General features: G+C 51.5%; 17 protein-coding genes. 9 read left to right on the plus strand and 8 right to left on the minus strand.

All coding sequences use genetic code 11. From position 1 onward, the window contains the following. Nucleotides 1-276: 276 nt before the first annotated feature. Nucleotides 277-1,452: a DUF6538 domain-containing protein gene (locus QWY83_RS05535; protein ID WP_249945732.1), complete on the minus strand. Its 1,176-nt coding sequence runs from the start codon at nt 1,450-1,452 to the stop codon at nt 277-279. A 102-nt stretch (nt 1,453-1,554) separates the two neighbouring features. Here QWY83_RS05535 and QWY83_RS05540 point away from each other — a divergent pair, with 102 nt between their 5' ends. The 6 genes from QWY83_RS05540 to QWY83_RS05565 all read left to right on the plus strand — a co-directional run bounded on the left by QWY83_RS05540 (nt 1,555) and on the right by QWY83_RS05565 (nt 7,018). Beyond that, the gene (locus QWY83_RS05540; protein WP_249945731.1) at nt 1,555-2,598 is read left to right on the plus strand and encodes an OmpP1/FadL family transporter; all 1,044 of its coding nucleotides are present in this window, start codon (nt 1,555-1,557) and stop codon (nt 2,596-2,598) included. 98 nt (nt 2,599-2,696) lie between these two features. Beyond that, nucleotides 2,697-3,596, plus strand: a complete 900-nt coding sequence (locus QWY83_RS05545; RefSeq protein WP_249945730.1) for a DMT family transporter — start codon at nt 2,697-2,699, stop codon at nt 3,594-3,596. A 23-nt stretch (nt 3,597-3,619) separates the two neighbouring features. Then, a complete protein-coding gene (locus QWY83_RS05550; protein ID WP_249945729.1) occupies nt 3,620-4,483 on the plus strand; it encodes an ATPase in 864 nt (287 codons plus the stop codon). 42 nt (nt 4,484-4,525) lie between these two features. Then, nucleotides 4,526-5,449, plus strand: coding sequence for a homoserine O-succinyltransferase (locus QWY83_RS05555; protein ID WP_249945728.1), 924 nt, complete (start codon nt 4,526-4,528; stop codon nt 5,447-5,449). A gap of 89 nt (nt 5,450-5,538) precedes the next feature. Continuing rightward, nucleotides 5,539-6,408: a polyphosphate kinase 2 gene (ppk2, locus tag QWY83_RS05560; protein WP_249945727.1), complete on the plus strand. Its 870-nt coding sequence runs from the start codon at nt 5,539-5,541 to the stop codon at nt 6,406-6,408. Then, nucleotides 6,401-7,018: a TetR/AcrR family transcriptional regulator gene (locus QWY83_RS05565; RefSeq protein WP_105235060.1), complete on the plus strand. Its 618-nt coding sequence runs from the start codon at nt 6,401-6,403 to the stop codon at nt 7,016-7,018. Before ppk2 ends, QWY83_RS05565 begins: the two co-directional genes overlap by 8 nt. A 157-nt stretch (nt 7,019-7,175) precedes the next feature. Here QWY83_RS05565 and QWY83_RS05570 read toward each other — a convergent pair whose 3' ends face one another. Together QWY83_RS05570 and QWY83_RS05575 are read right to left on the minus strand one after the other, a co-directional pair. After that, nucleotides 7,176-7,478 carry a hypothetical protein gene (locus QWY83_RS05570; RefSeq protein WP_249945726.1) on the minus strand — a complete coding sequence of 101 codons (303 nt, stop codon included), beginning with the start codon at nt 7,476-7,478 and terminating at the stop codon, nt 7,176-7,178. 8 nt (nt 7,479-7,486) lie between these two features. After that, the gene (locus tag QWY83_RS05575; RefSeq protein WP_249945725.1) at nt 7,487-8,026 is read right to left on the minus strand and encodes a recombinase family protein; all 540 of its coding nucleotides are present in this window, start codon (nt 8,024-8,026) and stop codon (nt 7,487-7,489) included. A 565-nt stretch (nt 8,027-8,591) separates the two neighbouring features. On the opposite strand from QWY83_RS05575, the gene QWY83_RS05580 reads away from it, so the two are divergent. After that, complete coding sequence (locus QWY83_RS05580) at nt 8,592-8,732, plus strand: hypothetical protein (RefSeq protein WP_249945724.1); 141 nt, start codon at nt 8,592-8,594, stop codon at nt 8,730-8,732. Nucleotides 8,733-8,770: 38 nt separating this feature from the next. Continuing rightward, the gene (locus QWY83_RS05585; RefSeq protein WP_249945723.1) at nt 8,771-9,154 is read left to right on the plus strand and encodes a DUF6626 family protein; all 384 of its coding nucleotides are present in this window, start codon (nt 8,771-8,773) and stop codon (nt 9,152-9,154) included. Nucleotides 9,155-9,172: 18 nt separating this feature from the next. Here the strand turns inward: QWY83_RS05585 and QWY83_RS05590 are convergent, their stop codons facing one another. Continuing rightward, a complete protein-coding gene (locus QWY83_RS05590) occupies nt 9,173-9,997 on the minus strand; it encodes a hypothetical protein (RefSeq protein WP_249945722.1) in 825 nt (274 codons plus the stop codon). Between the two features lie 262 nt (nt 9,998-10,259). Between QWY83_RS05590 and QWY83_RS05595 the strand changes: the two genes are divergently transcribed. Then, nucleotides 10,260-10,598: a hypothetical protein gene (locus QWY83_RS05595; RefSeq protein ID WP_249945721.1), complete on the plus strand. Its 339-nt coding sequence runs from the start codon at nt 10,260-10,262 to the stop codon at nt 10,596-10,598. Between the two features lie 95 nt (nt 10,599-10,693). On the opposite strand, the gene QWY83_RS05600 is transcribed toward QWY83_RS05595, so the two are convergent. The 4 genes from QWY83_RS05600 to rplM form a co-directional block, all read right to left on the minus strand. Beyond that, a complete protein-coding gene (locus QWY83_RS05600) occupies nt 10,694-15,616 on the minus strand; it encodes a DEAD/DEAH box helicase (protein WP_249945720.1) in 4,923 nt (1,640 codons plus the stop codon). 45 nt (nt 15,617-15,661) lie between these two features. Continuing rightward, nucleotides 15,662-17,152, minus strand: a complete 1,491-nt coding sequence (locus QWY83_RS05605; RefSeq protein WP_249945719.1) for a tyrosine-type recombinase/integrase — start codon at nt 17,150-17,152, stop codon at nt 15,662-15,664. Nucleotides 17,153-17,312: 160 nt separating this feature from the next. After that, nucleotides 17,313-17,792, minus strand: coding sequence for a 30S ribosomal protein S9 (gene rpsI / locus QWY83_RS05610; RefSeq protein WP_067545105.1), 480 nt, complete (start codon nt 17,790-17,792; stop codon nt 17,313-17,315). 3 nt (nt 17,793-17,795) lie between these two features. After that, nucleotides 17,796-18,254: a 50S ribosomal protein L13 gene (gene rplM / locus QWY83_RS05615; protein WP_067545108.1), complete on the minus strand. Its 459-nt coding sequence runs from the start codon at nt 18,252-18,254 to the stop codon at nt 17,796-17,798. Between the last annotated feature and the right edge of the window lie 111 nt (nt 18,255-18,365).

Genomic DNA, 18,365 nt, shown 5'->3' on the forward strand with positions numbered 1-18,365 from the left:
GTACAAGCTCTCACGCTCTACTGACCAAATTACTGACCATTATGTGCCGTATTGTGATGAACTAAAGGTTAGCCTATGTAATGAATTCAGAGTGTTAGCAGATTTGTTGTGCCTGTAACGGGAATAGCACCAAAAACTCACCGAGTAGCGGCACCACATTAAGGTCAATATTTACAGGAAATGCGGACCTTAACTATCTGTAAATACTTCATGAATTACCTCGGCCCTAGCATTGGGCTTGCCATGAGTGTTGACCAATCGAAAGTCAGGGGCTGTTTAAGATATAACAATAGCGTTCATGTACTGCTGAAGTTGTTCGAGGCCGTACCCACGACCATAACCCTGCCCCACATTATCATGCGACCATCCCCCAAGCTGATCCACCATTTCAGTTGGGCAGTTAACGGCTCTTAGTCTGTCACGCATTGAGTGACGGAAGCTGTGTAGTGAGCACCCTCTCCCTACAAAAGGTTTGAGCCATTTATTCATAGCACTACTTGCTGAGTTCGCATTGGTTTGGCCAGTTTTATTATACCTCAGAAACGCTGGTCCCTTTGGATCGCTACAGGTCTTCACAATGCGCTGGGCAGCCCAGAGAGATGCGCCGACAAGTGGCACAATACGTTTACTGCTAATCGTCTTCAGGCCACGGTAACTATTGGGTTCAATGACGATATGCGGGACAGGATGATCTAGCTTCAGGTCCGACACCATTGCACCTGCTGCTTCAGCCAAGCGAAGTCCAGTGTCGCTCACTAACGCTACCAACCATCGGGCTTCATCATCAAAGTCCTTACATTTGGCTTGAATAACTCGGATGTCTTGAACCGCAATAGGCTGACGTTCTGACACTCCAGCAGACCTGTCATAGTATATACGAGTAAAGGGATTTTTGAGCCCCAATGCATGTTCAGAGTTAGCAAAGTTGAACACAGCAACGACGCTATTAAAGATGCGAGTGATGCTAGTCCCTGCCAAACCACGGGCAATCAGACTGTCACGGAAAGCCAGAGCATCACTTCGAGTGTACTCATGCAATTGCTTCAAGCCACAAGCGTCAACAAGGTAGCCACAGGTGCGATGTGCAGCAGCATGGAAAGTTTTCGGTTTACCTGCGCCCTTCAGAGACAAGTAAATCTCAACAGCTTCAGTTAAGCTCATGCTCTGTACGACTTGAGGTGCAGCACTACTCTGCACAAACGAAACGTTCTTCTGCTTGAGTAAATGCTTTCCTGGTAGCTCAGCATGGGCGAGCCTCATGTGAGACCAATGTTCATCAAGTTTAGCCGCCAGCATCACAGCACGTGTTCGAGCTATTGAGTACTGCTTTGTGTGCAGCGACTGAACGACTCGTGGATAGCTGTAATGTTCAACTAAGTCGTTCGGCACACGTCTAGAGAAGTAATAATAACCTTCACGGTTAAACGTATATGGGACACTTTTGGTCTGCATTTTGGTCAACACTCATGGCAAGCCCAATGCTAGGGCTGAGGTAATTCATGAAGTATTTACAGATAGTTAAGGTCCGCATTTCCTGTAAATATTGACCTTAATGTGGTGCCGCTACTCGGCACCACCGCAGCCTACGCAGGCGGCATGGACCGTTCCGGTCAGAGCATCACCGCTCTGTTCGAAGAAGGCACCTACGCAGAGATTTCGTTCGGATCAGTGAGCCCGGATGTTACTGGTGTTGGGCCGAACGCACTGAACCAGCCTGGAGCATCTTCGGGTAGTGTTGCTCCAGACTACACACAAGTTGGTTTCGCCTTTAAGACTGATCTAAATGATGATTGGTCACTTGCAATCATTATGGATCAACCATTTGGGGCTAATGTCGACTACGCAACTCCAGGCTACATCGTTTATGAGAGTGGTGCTGAAGTGAAATCGACTGGGTTCACCATCCTTGCTCAATATCACGTTGATGATAATGTAAGTGTCTACGGTGGCCCCCGAATGGTACGAGCAAGTGGCTTTTACCAAGCAAACAATCCATTGAATGGGCCAGGTGTAGACTATCGTTCGGATTACTCGTCCGATAGTGACGTAGGGTTTGTACTTGGTGCGGCCTACGAAATCCCAGAAATCGCGCTTCGAGCAGCGGTGACCTATTCGTCGGAAACTTCGTTCGAAATGGATGGTACTGTGGGTGACCTAACAGCCACAATGCCGCAAAGCGTTAATGTCGATTTCCAAACAGGGATCGCAGCAAATACGTTGGCCTTCGCAAATATTCGCTGGGCAGAATGGTCTAAAGCGACAGTAGACGATTTAATTGCAGGAAACCTTGCTGACTTCGGCAACGAGGATGTAACGACCTACACTGTTGGCGTTGGCCGTCGCTTCAGCGATAATTTCGCTGCTCAATTTGCCGTATCGTATGAAAAAGACTTCGGTGCTGCCGTAAGTAATTTGTCCCCGACCGACGGCTACATAAGCTACTCAATTGGTGGTGCTTATACTTTCACCAATGGAATGGAGCTATCTGGCGGTATTCGCTATGTTGATTTGGGTGATGCTACGACCGAAGACATTGGTTCTTCCTTCACCGACAACTCCGCAACAGCCATCGGTCTGAAGCTGGCATACAACTACTAATCCCAGCCGATAAATTCCCAAAGCCCCGCCATTGTGCGGGGCTTTTTTGTGTGGTTTTGTCTTTTTGATCAAATATCGAGGCGCCGATGACTCCGCAGATGCGACTATCACCTAAGGCATGGGGCATGATCCTCATTTTGGCGCTGATTTGGGCGGGATCGTTCCTTGCCAATCGCGCGGCGCTTGAGAGCATCGGCGTTTACACGACGGTTGCGTTTCGGGTCACGGGCGGGGCGATGGTGCTCTGGGTGTGGATTTATCTAGGTGGCGCCAAGGTGCCCAAACAGGCCCGATATATCCCGATATTTCTGATGCATGGGCTCCTGAATAACGCCCTGCCCTTTACCCTCATTGTTTGGGGACAACAGTTTATTGACAGTGGCTTGGCCAGCATTCTTAATGCGACGACAGCGCTCTTTACGGTGCTTTTGGTGCCGATTGCCTTTGCCGATGAACGCCTCACCCTGAACCGTTTGGTCGGTGTGCTCATCGGCTTTGCCGGAGTTGTCGTGGTGATCGGTTTTGATGCGTTTCGGAACCTGAACCTCAGCGCGTTGGGGCAATGGGCGATCCTTGGTGCGTCACTGTCTTATGCACTGTCGGCTATCATCTCGCGCCGCACATTGCGCGGTCTCCAGCCTGAGGTTGCGAGTGCAGGCATGCTGACGGGTGCTGGCCTCATAATGATCCCCCTCGCCCTTTGGACGGACGGCGTGCCTGACTTTGCCTACAGTGGTCGCAGCATCGCAGCGGTTCTCTATCTCGCGATCATGGCGAGCGCGGTGGCCTATCGGCTTTACTACATCGTCCTAACAACTGCGGGCGCTGGCAACCTGAGCCTCGTGACGCTTCTGATCATCCCCTTTGCGATCTGCCTTGGTGCCATGGTTTACGGAGAAACACTAGACTGGCACGCCTATGTGGGCTTTATGGTGCTGACGCTGGGGTTGGTCGTTCTTGACGGGCGGCTGCCGATCGGCAAAACCCCAAAGCCATAAGCCCGATCAACGAACCGGACACCATGATTTACGAAACCGCAGACGATTGGCGCAACGCGCCCAACAAACACATCCTCCTGTTCGGCATGTCCGGACTGGGAAAGACATATGTGTCTAACCTTCTGCGGGATCAGGGGGATTGGTTCCATTACAGCGTCGATTACCGCATCGGCACGCGTTACATGGGCGAATACATCGCCGACAACGCCAAGGCCGAGGCGATGAAGGTACCGTTCTTACGGGACCTCCTGATGTCGGATTCGATTTACATCGGGTCAAACATCACGTTCGAGAACCTGTCGCCTGTGGCCTCCTACCTCGGCAAACCTGGTGATCCGAACAAAGGTGGCGTTCCGATTGACGAATATCGCCGCCGTCAGGATCAGTTCCGCCGTGCCGAAATCGACGCACTGATGGACACGAGCTATTTCATCCGCCGTGCGCAGTCTCTTTATGGCTATCCGAATTTCATTTGCGATACGGGTGGATCGATCTGCGAATGGGTTGATCCGGATGACGCGAATGATCCAATCATGACCGCGCTGGCCAAAGAATGCCTCTGCGTATGGATTGAGGGCTCTGACGCGCATATCGATGAACTTTGCCGTCGGTTCGGCAAAGCGCCAAAGCCGATGTCTTATCAGCCAGAGTTTCTGACCAAGGCGTGGGCCGACTATCTGGCTGAAAAATCGGTGTCGCCTGACGACGTGAACCCTGATGATTTCATCCGTTGGACCTACCGCAAGGCTCTCGACCATCGTCAGCCGCGTTATCGTGCCATGGCTAATCGCTGGGGCATTACGGTGAAGGCTGAAGATATCTACGCCGTCCGCTCTGCCGAAGATTTCCAAGAGCTGATCGCCCGCACCCTTGAGGCTCGCGCTTAACGGGACTACATAGCGCCTCTCAACTTTATCAGGACCAGACCAATGCCTATTAAACTCCCCGCCAACCTTCCTGCCTTCGACGTTCTGACGAACGAAGGTGTGATGGTCATGTCGGATGAGCGGGCAGCCAAACAGGACATCCGTCCTCTGCGGTTTGGTCTGTTGAACCTGATGCCCAAGAAAATCCAGACAGAGAACCAGTTTGCGCGTCTGTTGGGGGCAACCCCGATTCAGATCGAACTGTCGCTGATCCGGATGTCAGAGCACGAGACGCGTAATACCGCTGCCGAACACATGGCCGAGTTTTACCGCCCCTTCCAAGAGGTGAAGGCCAGCGGCGAGAAATTCGACGGTTTGATCATCACTGGTGCACCCATCGAACACCTCCCGTTCGAAGAGGTGACCTATTGGGACGAGTTGAAAGAGGTCTTTGAATGGACCCAAACCAGCGTCCAATCCACCTTTGGCGTCTGCTGGGGTGGTATGGCGATGATCAACTATTTCCACGGTGTGCAAAAACACATCCTGTCGGATAAGGCTTTCGGCTGCGTGCGTCACACGAATTGTCAGCCCGCATCTCCCTACCTGCGTGGGTTCTCTGACGATCTAGTGATGCCTGTAAGCCGCTGGACCGAAATGCGCCGTGATGAAATTGAACCGATCGATGGGCTCAATATTCTGCTCGATAGCGCAGAAACGGGACCTGCATTGGTCGAAGATCCTGCTCACCGTGCGATCTATATCTTCAACCACTTCGAATACGACAGTGGAACGCTCAAAGAAGAATATGACCGCGATGTTTCAGCTGGTAAGCCGATCAACGTGCCTGCGAACTACTATCCCGACAATGATCCGTCGCGGGCGCCGCAGAACCGTTGGCGGAGCCACGCGCACCTGCTTTATGGCAACTGGATCAACGAGGTCTATCAGTCGACGCCATATGATCTGAACGACATTGGCAAATAATCCAAAGGCGGTCCCTGTGGCCGCCTTTTTTGTGTCGATTGAACTACGTCGCTGTGCCCGCCATAGTGGTTCAAAAGACGGAGCAAGACATGGAACTACCCTTCGACGGAGCCATCAGCGCATTTTTCAAAAACGACGCCCCCAAAGAGGTGCGCAAAGCCATTGAAAGCGCAGAGAAAAACGCAATTCTGGATGCCTCTTTTCCCTACGATGAGGAAATGAAGAAAAAGGACTATGAGGACGAAATGGAAGCCCTCCAGATCGAACTCGTCCGTTTGCAGAACGCGATTAAGGAAAGCGGTGATCGGATCGCCATCGTGTTCGAAGGGCGCGATGCAGCGGGCAAAGGTGGCACCATCAAACGGTTCCGCGAAAATCTGAATCCCCGTGGCGCGCGTGTGGTTGCGCTCTCTAAACCGACCGAGGTTGAGGCCGGTCAATGGTATTTCCAGCGCTACGTTGAACAACTGCCGACCGCTGGCGAAATCGTGTTCTTTGATCGTAGTTGGTATAATCGTGGCGTCGTCGAAAAGGTCTTTGGTTTCTGCACGGATGAGCAGCGCGACAAATGGTTCGAACAGGTTATTCCGTTTGAACAGATGTTGGTTGATGAAGGGATCAAGCTATTTAAAATCTGGCTCAATGTCGGGCGGGCCGCGCAGCTTCAACGGTTCCTCGAACGTGAGAAAGACCCGCTAAAGCAATGGAAACTCTCATGGATTGACGTTGAGGGTCTAAAGAAATGGGATGAATATTCCGAGGCGATCGGTGAAACCCTGACCCGAACGCACACGGAACAGACGCCGTGGACTGTTGTTCGCTCTGACGACAAAAAACGCGCCCGATTGAATGCGATCCGTGCAGTCTTGACCCAGATCGACTATCACCGCAAAGACACGAACAACATCGGGCAGATTGACCCGAAAATCGCAGGCGGTCCTGACATCTGGAATGGTTAAACGCGGCTATCATCACGGAAACCTGCGCAGTGCGTTGGTCGACGCCTGTCTCAAGCTGATTGAGGAAAGGGGTCCGACAGGCTTTACCCTGTCCGAGGCCGCCCGTGAGGCAGGTGTGACCCCTGCTGCCGTTTATCGTCACTTTGACGGTCGCGAAGCGCTGATCGCAGAAGCCGCCCGCCAAGGGTATGAGATTTTCGGCGACCTGATGGAGCACGCCTATAACAAAGGTCAGCCTACCGCGCTGGCTGCGTTTGAAACGACGGGTCGTGCCTACCTCGCTTTTGCGCGGAAATTCCCGGGCCACTACATCGCGATGTTCGAAAGCGGCGTATCAATCCAGCGTGATCCCGCACTAGCTGCAGCGTCTAAACGTGCGTTGGGTGTGATGGAGAAAGCTGCCGAGGACCTGAGCCAACACATCCCCGCTGACCGCCGTCCGCCACCTCAGATGTTCAGCGCGCATATCTGGGCCATGAGCCACGGCGTCGTCGAGCTGTTCGCGCGGGGGTCCCCTGGGACTAAATCACCCTTCCCGCCTGAGGACCTGCTCGAAACGGGCATTGGGGTCTATTTGCGCGGTCTGGGACTTCTACCGCCTGACAGCTGACACAAATGAAAAAGGGCACCCGAGGGTGCCCTTTTCCGTAAGTCGCAAGAAACGAATTAACGCTTCGCTATTAGGTATCTTTACAAGTTACTGATTTTGTTGTATTATTTATATTATAATAATTTCTGCTAACGTTATGCTAATTCTTAGAATTCACTCAGGTGAGCTTGCGTAGTGCGTTTTGACGTTCTTTTCTGGCCTTTTTTGCCCGCTCCCCGAGGGCGTCTTCTGCCATATCGCGCACAATATCACGGTCCATTCGGGAAGTTGCATCTGCTTCGCGATAAAAGCCATACATAACCTGAAGCTGCTTCAGGCGTTCATCGTCTACAACGCCGCGCATCTGCCGGATACGCCGCAGAAAGCCGAGGTCGGCCAGAGTAAGGCAATACCTACCAAGTATCGCCCTCTCCTGCTCCTTGATCTGCTTTTTGTCCGATATGATCTCATCAATGTTCATACAGTTATTTATGCAGCAGAAAGACGATAGACAGACTGGCGAGATATACCAAGCTGTCGGGCGATCTGCGTCGGTGACAACCCATCAGACATTAGTGCCTTGACCTGACGCGCATCAATCGTCGCCTGACGGCCTTTGTAGGCACCGCGTTCTTTAGCCTTTGCTACGCCCTCTGCCTGACGCTTACGGATGATACGGCGCTCAAACTCAGCGAACGCGCCCATCAGCTGAAGCTGTAACTTCGCAAAGGCGTCGTCTGCGTCTGCACTGAAAGTTAGTCGTTCGGAAAGGAAGGAGATACGAACGCCCTTGTCGTTCAAGGTCTGGATGATGGATTGCAGGTCTCGCAGGTCGCGAGCCAAACGATCAATGCTGAACACCACCACCTCATCGCCATCACGAACAAAGGCGATCATTTCTTGCAAGGCAGCGCGGTCAGAATTCTTCGCGCTCACCTTCTCAGCAAAGATGCGCTCCACATCCGTTCCAAGTTCCTGACGGTCAAGGTTCTGACCTTCGGAACTGACCCGCTGGTAACCAACCTTCATCTTTGCCTCCAAGGTGTAACATTTGATTCTACATATAATGTAACATCTGTAACAAATGATTACAATGGACCCATATGTGACACTTATTATCACCTTTGACCGTGTGCCATATGCCTACACTCAAACGTGACACTTTGAAAAATGAAGAAATTTGGACATTCCGCGACTGATGTAGCGGAGAGAGATAAATAACTTTGAAGGGCAGTAGCCCACACAAATAGGATGAAGGTTGGCGCGCCGATTGTAACCGTGCTGTGGTGGCGTAATTTGAAAACGTCAGCATAAACGAACTGCCTATTGTTCGCTTTGCAGGACTACCCCATTGATGGTGGGATGCCTAAACGACCCCATCGGGTGTAACGTTTCCTGCTTCGGAATGGTTGGTTATTCAGTAATGAAGAAGAAGTGAGTGGGATGTCACGCATCTAACAAATGCACCCCACAAGACACAGGGCGGATTCCGCACACTTACCCCCTGCGATCTGCGTAAGGCGACACATAATCGGAGACAGCAAAACCTGCCGAACCCCTTTCGGGGTCGTGTGTGTGCGGCAAGGAGACCTCAATGAAAGTAGGTCATAGGTCACGCCAGCCAAGGCGTGACCTGTGTTTCCTAATGAAAACAGAAGATAAATATAAAGAAAAAACTCAAGCAAGCATTTGTGATGCATTTGCGCAGCAAATGAAGAACGAATGCGAAGATTGATGTTGGCCGCGTCGCGGCTAACACTGAAAGGAAATAATATGTTCATACAAATGATTTTTGAAGAAATCCAAAAAACAAGACCGATACAGTCGGATGAGTTTTCCACCTTATGGCTTTTGAAGAACCCAAGCTATTATCGCAGCATCAAATCCAGAGGAATGCGCCCCTCAAGCCAAGTGCTGATGAACCTTATGGAGCAACTAAAAAAACAATCAACCCTGATGCGGGATAGACGGCATCAGGTGCTAATGGATGTAGCCGACAAATACGAACACCTTGCCGATCTATGCGCCAGGGAAATTGCATCGCGCTCTCTTGAAATAAAACACAGCAATTGGGTTCGTGACCGCATTATTGCAGCAGTAAAAGAAATAAATATAGAACGCGAAGATAGAAATTTACCGCCAATCATATTCGGATAACTAACGCACTCAGGCCAATCAGAGTGAGTTTTTCTTGGTCCTTCGTTTTGGAAAGGTTCCTTCGTCAGCGGCACAAGCAATATAATCTTCTGCTGCCAAAAAGTAGCGTTTGAACTCCATTCTTGCCCGCTGACGGTCCCCTTCATCATCTAAGTTCCATAAAGAGATTCCCATTAGAGCAGGTTTTTGATGGTTCTTTACCTTTGGTTTCTGGTTCTTGGTTTCCTGCTGAACGTCCCACGCTCTCAACGCCCAATACAAAGCCCGAAGAGGAACCTTCGTTGCAACTGGGTAGAGTGCATTGCTCACACTTCGCGCCGCGTTTCGCTTGTCCGAGTGCTGGTTGAGCACACGACGAAACATTGCCACCAAGTCTCGTGTCCCTACTTCAAGAGGAACGTTGATGGTGATGGAGTATGGATCTTGGTTTGAGTCTACCCAGTTTTCACCTACGACCCTGATTGAACGAAGGGGTTCTGCAAACAGGTATTCACCTCTCATCCAAGTGTCGCCGTGTTCATCAACCACCTTCTTGGACCACCACTCCCAATAAGGCGAGGAGTGGATGTCACCCCAGTCCTTGTAGAGGCTCGCATACCTGCCCTTACCCCCATTCTCGCAGCACTTCTTGTAGCCTTCGTGCCTACGTAGAAACTCCCACCACCAGTAATAGACCGAGTATTCCCAAGGGTGCGGGGCTCGTTTCTCTGGGTGTTCGTCTTTATTGCTCCAAATTGGTGTTGCCGCAGCCTCGCGCAGATCACGGGCAACAAAGTTGCCTGTCGCCCGTAAGCGGTTCCCCTTGAAAGATCGTTTGTAGATGAAGAGTCTGCGTTCGGTCATTGTAACAGCATACCAAAAGTCAAAAAACTAACAAGTCTAGCGGAACCGTTATGAGTGATTTTGACCTATTAGTATTTTTATAATATATTGATCTTGTAGCGGCGAGATGAGTGGGACCCCCACAAACGCCCGCTCCACCAAATCCAAGAAATCAAATCGGTACTATGGGAATGCCCCAAACCGACTGTCAGCGTGGCGGAAATGACGCCTTCCACGGAACAACAGGGCGTTGTCTGCCCCACCAACACAGAGAGGAAAACGAATGATTAGCAGAGAAAATCGCCGCATCGCCTTTAATTGGGCAAAAATGATGACCGCTCCAAACAAGGGTATGGTTATCAGTGACCAGTTCTGGGCACCATTTGAAAATGTGGAACAAAAGCTTCAAGTGTTAAAGAAATTGAAGAGGGCGAACATAGAAGTGTTTCAAGGACCTGGTGAATACGGGGCAATCTTCGTTCATCGTAAAAATAGGCATCTCAAAATGTTAGAAGTGAAAGGTGACCTTGCCCCAGCAGAAGGTAGTGGTGCTATCTACGAGAAAGACGGCAACATCGCACTTTTGATGTCCGCTGAAACTATCTTTCAATCCAAGAACTAACCCGCCAAGCGCGGCGAGAATAATGGGACACCCACGAATTGACCGCTCCACCCAAAAGGGGCATTTCTCGTTTGCGCTGGGCTTGGTGAATTGGATCAAATATCCAACGGGGGCAGTCCATTTACGATCTTCATAGTCTCAACGCTCACCGTAATGACGCGGCAAAGCAGGTCAAAGGGGTAACGGGGATCGCCGATGGTTTCGGTGGCGTAGCGGTTGGCGTCGTTCACGATGCCACTTTTCTTGTCCTCGTTTACGGCTTGACGCTCCATCACCCATTCAATCGCAGGCTTGCCGTTGACCACATAGTCATAGGCTTCTTCGGGAATGTTCGTGATGGTGATGTTGCTGTTGTAGATAATGCTGGTGCGGTCCTTGCTTTTGCCCGAGCCAGCAAAACGCATTTTGGTGACGCGGAAAAACGCTTCGGGGTCGGGAATGGTGGCAAGGCGTAGGTCGCCTTGGGCCACTACAACTGGATAAGGGGCGGCTGTTTCATAGTTGACGTGCAAGTCGCCCAGCTTGCGCCCAGCGCCCACAAATGCCCAGAAATCTTCTACCTTCTTGACTGTCGGAATACGGGGCAGTTCTTTCAACAGGCTGTCGGCAAAGCGGTCGCGGTAGTCATCCGAATGCAGCAAGCCATAGACATAGTAGAACAGGTCTTCTTTAGTGATGGTTTCGGTCGGGTAAGCGGCTTGGAAGTGTTTCAGACCCGCATCGGTTATACCGTCACGAACTGTAAAGCCGCTTGTAGCGTCTTGAACTGCAAACAGATCATCTGGTTCAGATGTATCCGCTCGTTCATAGAGCTTTAGCGGAAAACACTGACTTGCCCTCATAAGCTCTAAATCTGGCAGTGTTCCTGACATCAAGGCCGTGAACTCGCGCCCACCACCTGCACCCACAACAGCAATAACCCTGTTCTCAATCCCAGCCTCAGGAAAAATCCGGGGGATTTGATAGACCATTTCGTTCAAGCGGCGGCCAAAATAGAGCCATTGCTTGAAGAAGGGACGATATAGCGCGGTTACATAAGTGCCATCTTCTACAGCAAGCGGCTTTTGCCTGCCAAAGTCGTTACGCAGGGCGCGAGTCCACGAAATATCGCGCCCTGCATCCTTGGTGAACTCATCCGGTTCTATCGTTGGATTTACGGCCTTGGCATCACGATAGGCATCAAGCTGGTGGTTATAATATTCCACTGTGCGGGCAATGTTGCCTTCCAAAGCATCCCGCGATGAGTTGAAGCACCACGCATCTCTCTGGGTTTTCAGGCCAGCCGAATAGTTCTCAAACAGAACCGGCTGATCGCTCTTTTTGTCACCGATTGCGATGTATTCTGCAAAACTGCCATCGCGCTGCTTCAACCAATCTCCGTATTCATCAGGTTCAATGGTTTGCCAGCCGTTCTTGGCCGTGATGCCTCGGATGCTGCCAAAGCCACGAATGATGTTCAGCTTGTCCTGCTGTGACAGGTAGTCGCCAATGTCGTGGAAAAGGATTTCGCCCCGCTGGGCCGATTCAGGGTTCTTGATGAACAGTGTCACAGCAACAGGCGCTCGGCTTCCCTCCCCGAATACGTTACCACTTTCTTTCCGACGCTGTTCCCCAGACGTGCGGGCATTGCCACGAAGGTGGAACACGTAGATTTTGGTGAATTCGTCCGCAAAGCACTTTCGCAAGCCGTCCGCAGTGTTTGCATCCACCCATCCACCATTGGTGACATAGGCCAGAACACCACTTTCCCCGAGCCGGTCACTACCCCAGCGTATGGCGCGGATGTAACTGTCATAAAGGGCGTTCTTGTTCGTAGCAGACCCGTGCGCGGCATAGGTTGCTGCAATCCTACCATCCAGTTCAGGATAACTGATGTGTTGTGACACTGCATAGGGCGGGTTGCCGATGATGACCTGAATATCCAACTCGCGCTGGCGTTTCCGACGTTCGCTGTTGTCAGGCATAATTTGAGCAATCAAGTCGCCCTTCTCATACATCTGGAAAGTGTCGGTCAGGCAGATGCCTTCAAACGGCACATAGGCATCGCCACCCTGCAAACCGTGAAAGACGGCCTCAATGTTGATGGCCGCGATATAGTAGGCAAGTAGCACGATCTCATTGGCGTGGATTTCGTGTCGGAACTTTTGCTCCATCTCATCAGGCCGGATTAGGCCAGACTGCAAGAGTCGTGTCACGAACGTGCCCGTTCCGGTGAAGGGATCTATGATGTGAACCCCCTTTGACCCGATGGTTTGGTCAAACTCATCTTCCAGCACATCGTTTACCGAATGCAGGATGAAATCCACGATCTCAACAGGGGTATAAACGATGCCCAATTTGGACTGCACGCGCTTGAAGGCGACGGCAAAGAAGCGGTCGTAAAGCTGTCGGATCAGTTCTTGCTTGGCCTTGGGGTCAGTGATGCCTTGGGCACGCGCCTTGACGCTTGCATAGAACTGTTCAAGGTCGCGGTTTTCCTTATCAAGGTTTGCCTCAGCCAATTGTCCCAGAACACCTTGAATGGCCCTTGATACAGGGTTTTCTTGTGTGAACTGATGGCCTTCAAAGAGCACCTCAAACACGGGTCGGGTGATGATGTGCTGTGCAAGCATCTCCACCGCGTCCTCGGGGGTAATGCCGCCGTTCAGATCGTCCCGTAGTTCTTCAAGGAAAGCATCAAAGGCAGCCCGTGCGGGCGTTTCTGGGGCCTCTAACAGGGCATTGATGCGGGTGATGTGCGTTTGGGCAATCTCGGCGATATTCGCGGCCCAGTCTTCCCAATAATCACGGGTGCCACATTTCTTTACGATCTTGGCCTTGATGGCACGGGCGAATTCATCAATGACGAAACCTTCCAGTTCCATTTGGACGGGGCCTTCAATGATGATGTCGTCGTCACCTGCTGCACTCCCGCTGCCGATGCCAGTGCGTTTTGCGGCGGTCTTGGTCGGCAGGTTCTCTACACTAGCCGTAACTGACTTGAGCTCTTCGCTTTGTTCGGGATTGCCGGAAATGCCGATGATCTGGATACGGTCGGACACGTCCTGCCCCAGATCAATCTGGTTGATGGTGCTGTCAAAGCGTTCATCGTGCGCACGAAGCGCGTTCAAAATCTGCCAAACGACTTTGTATTTTTCGTTATCGGCCAAAGCCTGTTCCGGTGGCACACCGGCAGGCACCCCCACGGGAAGGATAACATAGCCCATCCGCTTATTCGGGGCTTTCCGCATCACGCGGCCAACAGACTGCACCACGTCAATCTGCGACTTGCGCGGGTGCAGGAACATAATGGCATCTAGCGCCGGAACGTCCACGCCTTCGCTCAAACAACGGGCATTGGTGAGGATACGGCAGGTCTGTTCTTCTGGTTCAGCTTTGAGCCAATCCAGGAGTTCACCTCGTGTCTTGGCATTGAAGGTTCCATCCACGTGCTGGATTTGGCATTGGAGTTGATCGGCAGGCGCATCGTCGTCAGCTTCAATCAAAGGATCATTGCCAAGGAATTCATCAACAACCGCCGCGAATTCTTTTTGCACCATTTTGGAAGATGCAATGTCACGACAGAAGGCCAATGCGCGTTTCATAGGTTGCGTGTCAGCACCGACATCTACGGCAATGTCGGCCTTCGTCAGAGCTTTGTAGCATCCGATAATCTTGGTAGCATCATCAAGTAGAAGGTCGCTGTCCTGATCGGCCATCCGTTTCTGGACGGATTTGGCAACAAGCCCCTCATCCATCGCCAAAACGATCACCTTATAATCGGTCAGAAGCCCTTCCTGCACTGCCCAGCCAAAGCCGCGATAGAACAGGGTTGGGCCGTAGATGGATTCATCATCCATCGTCGCAAGCGTGACCCCAAGTTCGTCAGCTTTGCTTTTCGCGCCATCCCCGAAAATACGCGGAGTTGCGGTCATATAGAGGCGCTTCTTGCCCGAGATCACATCATCCCGATGAACACGAACAAAGTTACTTTCTTCTTGCCCATCCAGCGTTGCCCCTGTGGTTCGGTGGGCTTCGTCACAGATAATCAGATCAAAAGACGGCATACCGTGCAGGCGCTGGGCATCCGAAACCGCTTGAATAGATTGATATGTTGCAAAGACCACAGTCATCTTGCCGTCAGACGGATCAGCTACCCCGTTCGCAAGTTTTCCCGCGTCGGTCGTAGCGGGAAAGGCCAGATCAAGGCTGGAAATCTCTGCAACGTCTTCCTTGGCCACGCGGCGCTTGCCTACCTGAGTGTCACTGCACACGGCGAAGGAACGCAGAGGGGTTTTTGTATCGGCAGTCCATTCCCGCACTGTCTGGGCCATCAGTGCCAGTGATGGAACCAAGAACAGAACAAGTCCGTCTGCTCCAATCAAGTCTTCGGCGATCTTCAACGAAGTGAACGTTTTGCCCGTTCCACACGCCATAATGACCTTGCCACGATCATTCTCAGCGAGCCCTGCCCTTACTGCCGTCAGTGCATCAAGCTGATGCGGACGCAGTTCCTTTTTTGCTGCAAGGACGATCTCGCCCTTGGCTGCGAAACTTCCCCACTGGATCGGAGAAGCCCGAAGTTCACCCAACCCAATGCGAATGATGTGCCGTTCGTGGCCCAACAACATAGCTTCGGCATTGCTTGACCATTCCACCACAGTAGAATCCATAACAACGCGATGATGAAAAGGCGCTTTGTCACTGACTGCGATAAAGCCAGCTAAGTCGGCTTGCGCTATCCGATGTTGAGGATTGTAGAACTTGCATTGAATGGCTGCATAGCCATCGTGGCCCCGCAGTTTCGCAACAAGGTCAATCCCAACGTCCTTGCCAGTCCATCCATTCTGCGCAGCCCAAGCAGCCCCAGCTTGCGCGATCCATTCAGCCCACGGCCAGACGGCCTCATACTGTTCGGCTTGCACAGGGTCGGAAGTCAGGAAAGCGGCGCACAGACGCTCAAAATACGTGCCTTTGTCGCGTTCGGTTAGTGCTGCATCACGGTAAGACGCAAGCAATTCATCTACAGAGTTTACCAATATCCGTTCTCCCAACGCATTTTTTTGCCCAGCGCGCGATGTCTATCAGGCACCGTTTTCATCAAATCTTTCAAGTAACTTCAGCAAACCGTCTTCGGAAATTTTCCCGCTCTCAAAGAGACTTAGAAGGCGCTCCGAGCTTGTCATTGGCTTGCTTTCAGTTTTAGCCTTGGGGTTCACACCCTTGACTTTCGTAATTTCGTGACGCCGTTGTCTTGATGCGACGTGGCTGTAGTGGCTTTCAATCTGCTGAACCTTGCAGCCCATATTGAGGCTCAAATCATAAACACTGACATCGCCTTTTTCTAAGCGAAGGGTAGCATAGGTGTGACGTAAGCTATACAGGCTTCGCTTACCACCATCTGCATCGCGCAGCAGCCCCTCGGCTCTTTCTTGGTAAGGAATGCGCCGCAGTATTGCCTGAAAACTCTTATTCAAATCTTGGAATGGTTTCGGTTTCGTCGCATTCTTTTGAATCTGACCAAACCAAACTAAATCTGATTTTTTCTTGAAGGGGGTTATTTCAAGCCATTTCTTCAGGTGTTGATTGGCACTTGGTTGAGATTGAACGTATCTTTGTTGGCCTTTTTTCGTAGCGGAACTGACGCGTATTTCTGCAAGCTTTTCATCGCGTCCATCTATATCAACGTCAAATTTGACATCACCCCAACACATAGCCCGCGCTTCTCCTACACGCAGTCCAGTGTTTGCAAGAAATTGGACGAAATAATACATCTGGTGGCGCTGTAACTTGTGCCAAGAATTCACACGTGTATCAGCAAATGGGCCCACACAATCCCTGTAGCTACGAAGGTTTCTGACCAATGTCACATACTCAAGGGCATCAAAGCCCGCGCGTCGGTTTGGTGCCCGCTGCTTTGAAGGGGTCTTCATCTTGAAGGTTTGCTGCATCCGCCCGCGCTCAAAGGCGTCATAAAAAATTTGATTGAGGGCACTTTGCTCCATCAACAAGGTTTTCACTGCTGGTGTGCGGCTCACGTTAGCAGTCTTGCGGGTTTTAGCCCCCCTTCGCTTCGGATTGTATTCTTGAAGACGTTTGCCTTCGTCAGTATCCCAATAGCTAATACGCCAATCCCAATAGCTCATCGCTATCGTCGGCGTGATATCGTTCAAGAGTAGGCTTTTTCCGTCTTTGTCCGAAAAATAGGGCCTAAAATACCGAGCGGCATAATTTTTGTGCCACTTCTGGCGGCTTTCACTCCAAGCTTTGTTTTTGATATTTCGGTCATACCAATCGTTCCAATGTTGTTCAAACGTGAACTCGGTCAGGCTGTGACCTAAACGCGCAGCTTGCTGCAACCGAAACAATTCGCCCTTTGCAAACTCATAGGCATCTTCGTAATTGGTCAGCTTCGTGCTTCTGGTGATGTAACCGGCACGGCCACCGATCTTTAGCCGCATATACCACGCAGGTTTCCGGTGGCTTGCAGCGTTCGGAACCGCCACCGCAAGGTTGCGCTGAAACAGGACAAGCGAACCACCGAAGTGCTCAACCTTGTTCTCGTAGAAAGCCAACAACGCCCCCCTTATCACCTTCAAACGCTACAGATATGCTAAAAACGCGAACTCGGAACGTCAAGGCGGCAAGGCATATGCTATAAAACTGCTACCAACAAAAAAAGCTTGCGATTTCCCGCAAGCCTTTGTTTTTGTGTAATAAAATTGAAGTGCTGACTTAGCGCTTCGAGAACTGGAACGAACGACGAGCTTTACGCTTACCGTATTTCTTACGTTCAACAACGCGGCTGTCGCGGGTCAGGAAGCCAGCAGCTTTCAGAGCACCACGGAGCGACGGATCGTACAGCTGGAGAGCTTTGGAGATACCGTGCTTAACAGCGCCAGCCTGACCCGTCAGGCCGCCACCTTTAACGGTTGCCATTACGTCGAACTGGCCTTCAACGCCAGCGATCTGGAACGGCTGACGCAGGATCAGCTGAAGAACCGGACGAGCGAAGTAAACAGCCATTTCTTTGCCGTTTACGATCACTTTGCCGGAACCCGGCTTAACCCAAACGCGAGCGACAGCGTCTTTACGCTTGCCGGTTGCGTAGGAACGGCCCAGTTCGTCACGAACAGGTTCACGCGGTGCGTCTACTTCTACAGCGGTGCCAGCGGCTGCTGCGAGATCTTCGAGCGAGTTGATTTGATCGGCCATCGATTAGACCCTCGTGTTTTTCTTGTTCATCGACTTAACGTCGAGAACTTCAGGCTTCTGAGCTTCCATGCCGTGTTCGGCACCAGCGAAGACGCGCAGGTGGGTCATTTGCTTGCGCGACAGACGGTTGCCCGGCAGCATGCGCTTAACAGCTTGCATGACGACGCGCTCGGGGTGTGCACCCTCGAGGATCTGACCGGTGGTGCGGGACTTGATGCCGCCCGGGTGGCCAGTGTGCCAGTAGTTCGGCTTTTCGCGCTTGTTACCAGTCAGCTGAACTTTGTCAGCGTTGATAACGATCACGTTGTCACCCATGTCCATGTGGGGGGTGAAGGACGGCTTGTGCTTACCGCGCAAGCGCATGGCGATGATCGAAGCAAGACGGCCCAGAACAACGCCTTCAGCGTCGATCAGGATCCATTTTTTATCGATATCTGCCGGAGTAGCAGAGAAGGTTTTCATATTACACCATTGCTGGTTGGGGGCATTACGGCCCCGTTCATTCGGATGGGCGGGTTATATAGGCCGCGAAAATCCAGTCAACAGCAATTTACACGAAATAAATACGTAAAA

Source organism: Marivivens donghaensis (genome assembly GCF_030410045.1).
GTDB lineage: Bacteria > Pseudomonadota > Alphaproteobacteria > Rhodobacterales > Rhodobacteraceae > Marivivens > Marivivens donghaensis.

Excerpts from the sequence above, each read along its gene's own strand:
- QWY83_RS05595 (WP_249945721.1), top strand. The coding sequence starts at position 10,260 with ATGATTAGCAGAGAAAATCGCCGCATCGCCTTTAATTGGGCAAAAATG.
- QWY83_RS05565 (WP_105235060.1), top strand. The coding sequence starts at position 6,401 with ATGGTTAAACGCGGCTATCATCACGGAAACCTGCGCAGTGCGTTGGTC.
- ppk2 (WP_249945727.1), top strand. The coding sequence starts at position 5,539 with ATGGAACTACCCTTCGACGGAGCCATCAGCGCATTTTTCAAAAACGAC.
- QWY83_RS05590 (WP_249945722.1), bottom strand. The coding sequence starts at position 9,997 with ATGACCGAACGCAGACTCTTCATCTACAAACGATCTTTCAAGGGGAAC.
- rpsI (WP_067545105.1), bottom strand. The coding sequence starts at position 17,792 with ATGGCCGATCAAATCAACTCGCTCGAAGATCTCGCAGCAGCCGCTGGC.
- QWY83_RS05570 (WP_249945726.1), bottom strand. The coding sequence starts at position 7,478 with ATGAACATTGATGAGATCATATCGGACAAAAAGCAGATCAAGGAGCAG.
- QWY83_RS05580 (WP_249945724.1), top strand. The coding sequence starts at position 8,592 with ATGAAAGTAGGTCATAGGTCACGCCAGCCAAGGCGTGACCTGTGTTTC.
- rplM (WP_067545108.1), bottom strand. The coding sequence starts at position 18,254 with ATGAAAACCTTCTCTGCTACTCCGGCAGATATCGATAAAAAATGGATC.
- QWY83_RS05535 (WP_249945732.1), bottom strand. The coding sequence starts at position 1,452 with ATGCAGACCAAAAGTGTCCCATATACGTTTAACCGTGAAGGTTATTAT.
- QWY83_RS05555 (WP_249945728.1), top strand. The coding sequence starts at position 4,526 with ATGCCTATTAAACTCCCCGCCAACCTTCCTGCCTTCGACGTTCTGACG.
- QWY83_RS05575 (WP_249945725.1), bottom strand. The coding sequence starts at position 8,026 with ATGAAGGTTGGTTACCAGCGGGTCAGTTCCGAAGGTCAGAACCTTGAC.
- QWY83_RS05550 (WP_249945729.1), top strand. The coding sequence starts at position 3,620 with ATGATTTACGAAACCGCAGACGATTGGCGCAACGCGCCCAACAAACAC.
- QWY83_RS05545 (WP_249945730.1), top strand. The coding sequence starts at position 2,697 with ATGCGACTATCACCTAAGGCATGGGGCATGATCCTCATTTTGGCGCTG.
- QWY83_RS05585 (WP_249945723.1), top strand. The coding sequence starts at position 8,771 with ATGTTCATACAAATGATTTTTGAAGAAATCCAAAAAACAAGACCGATA.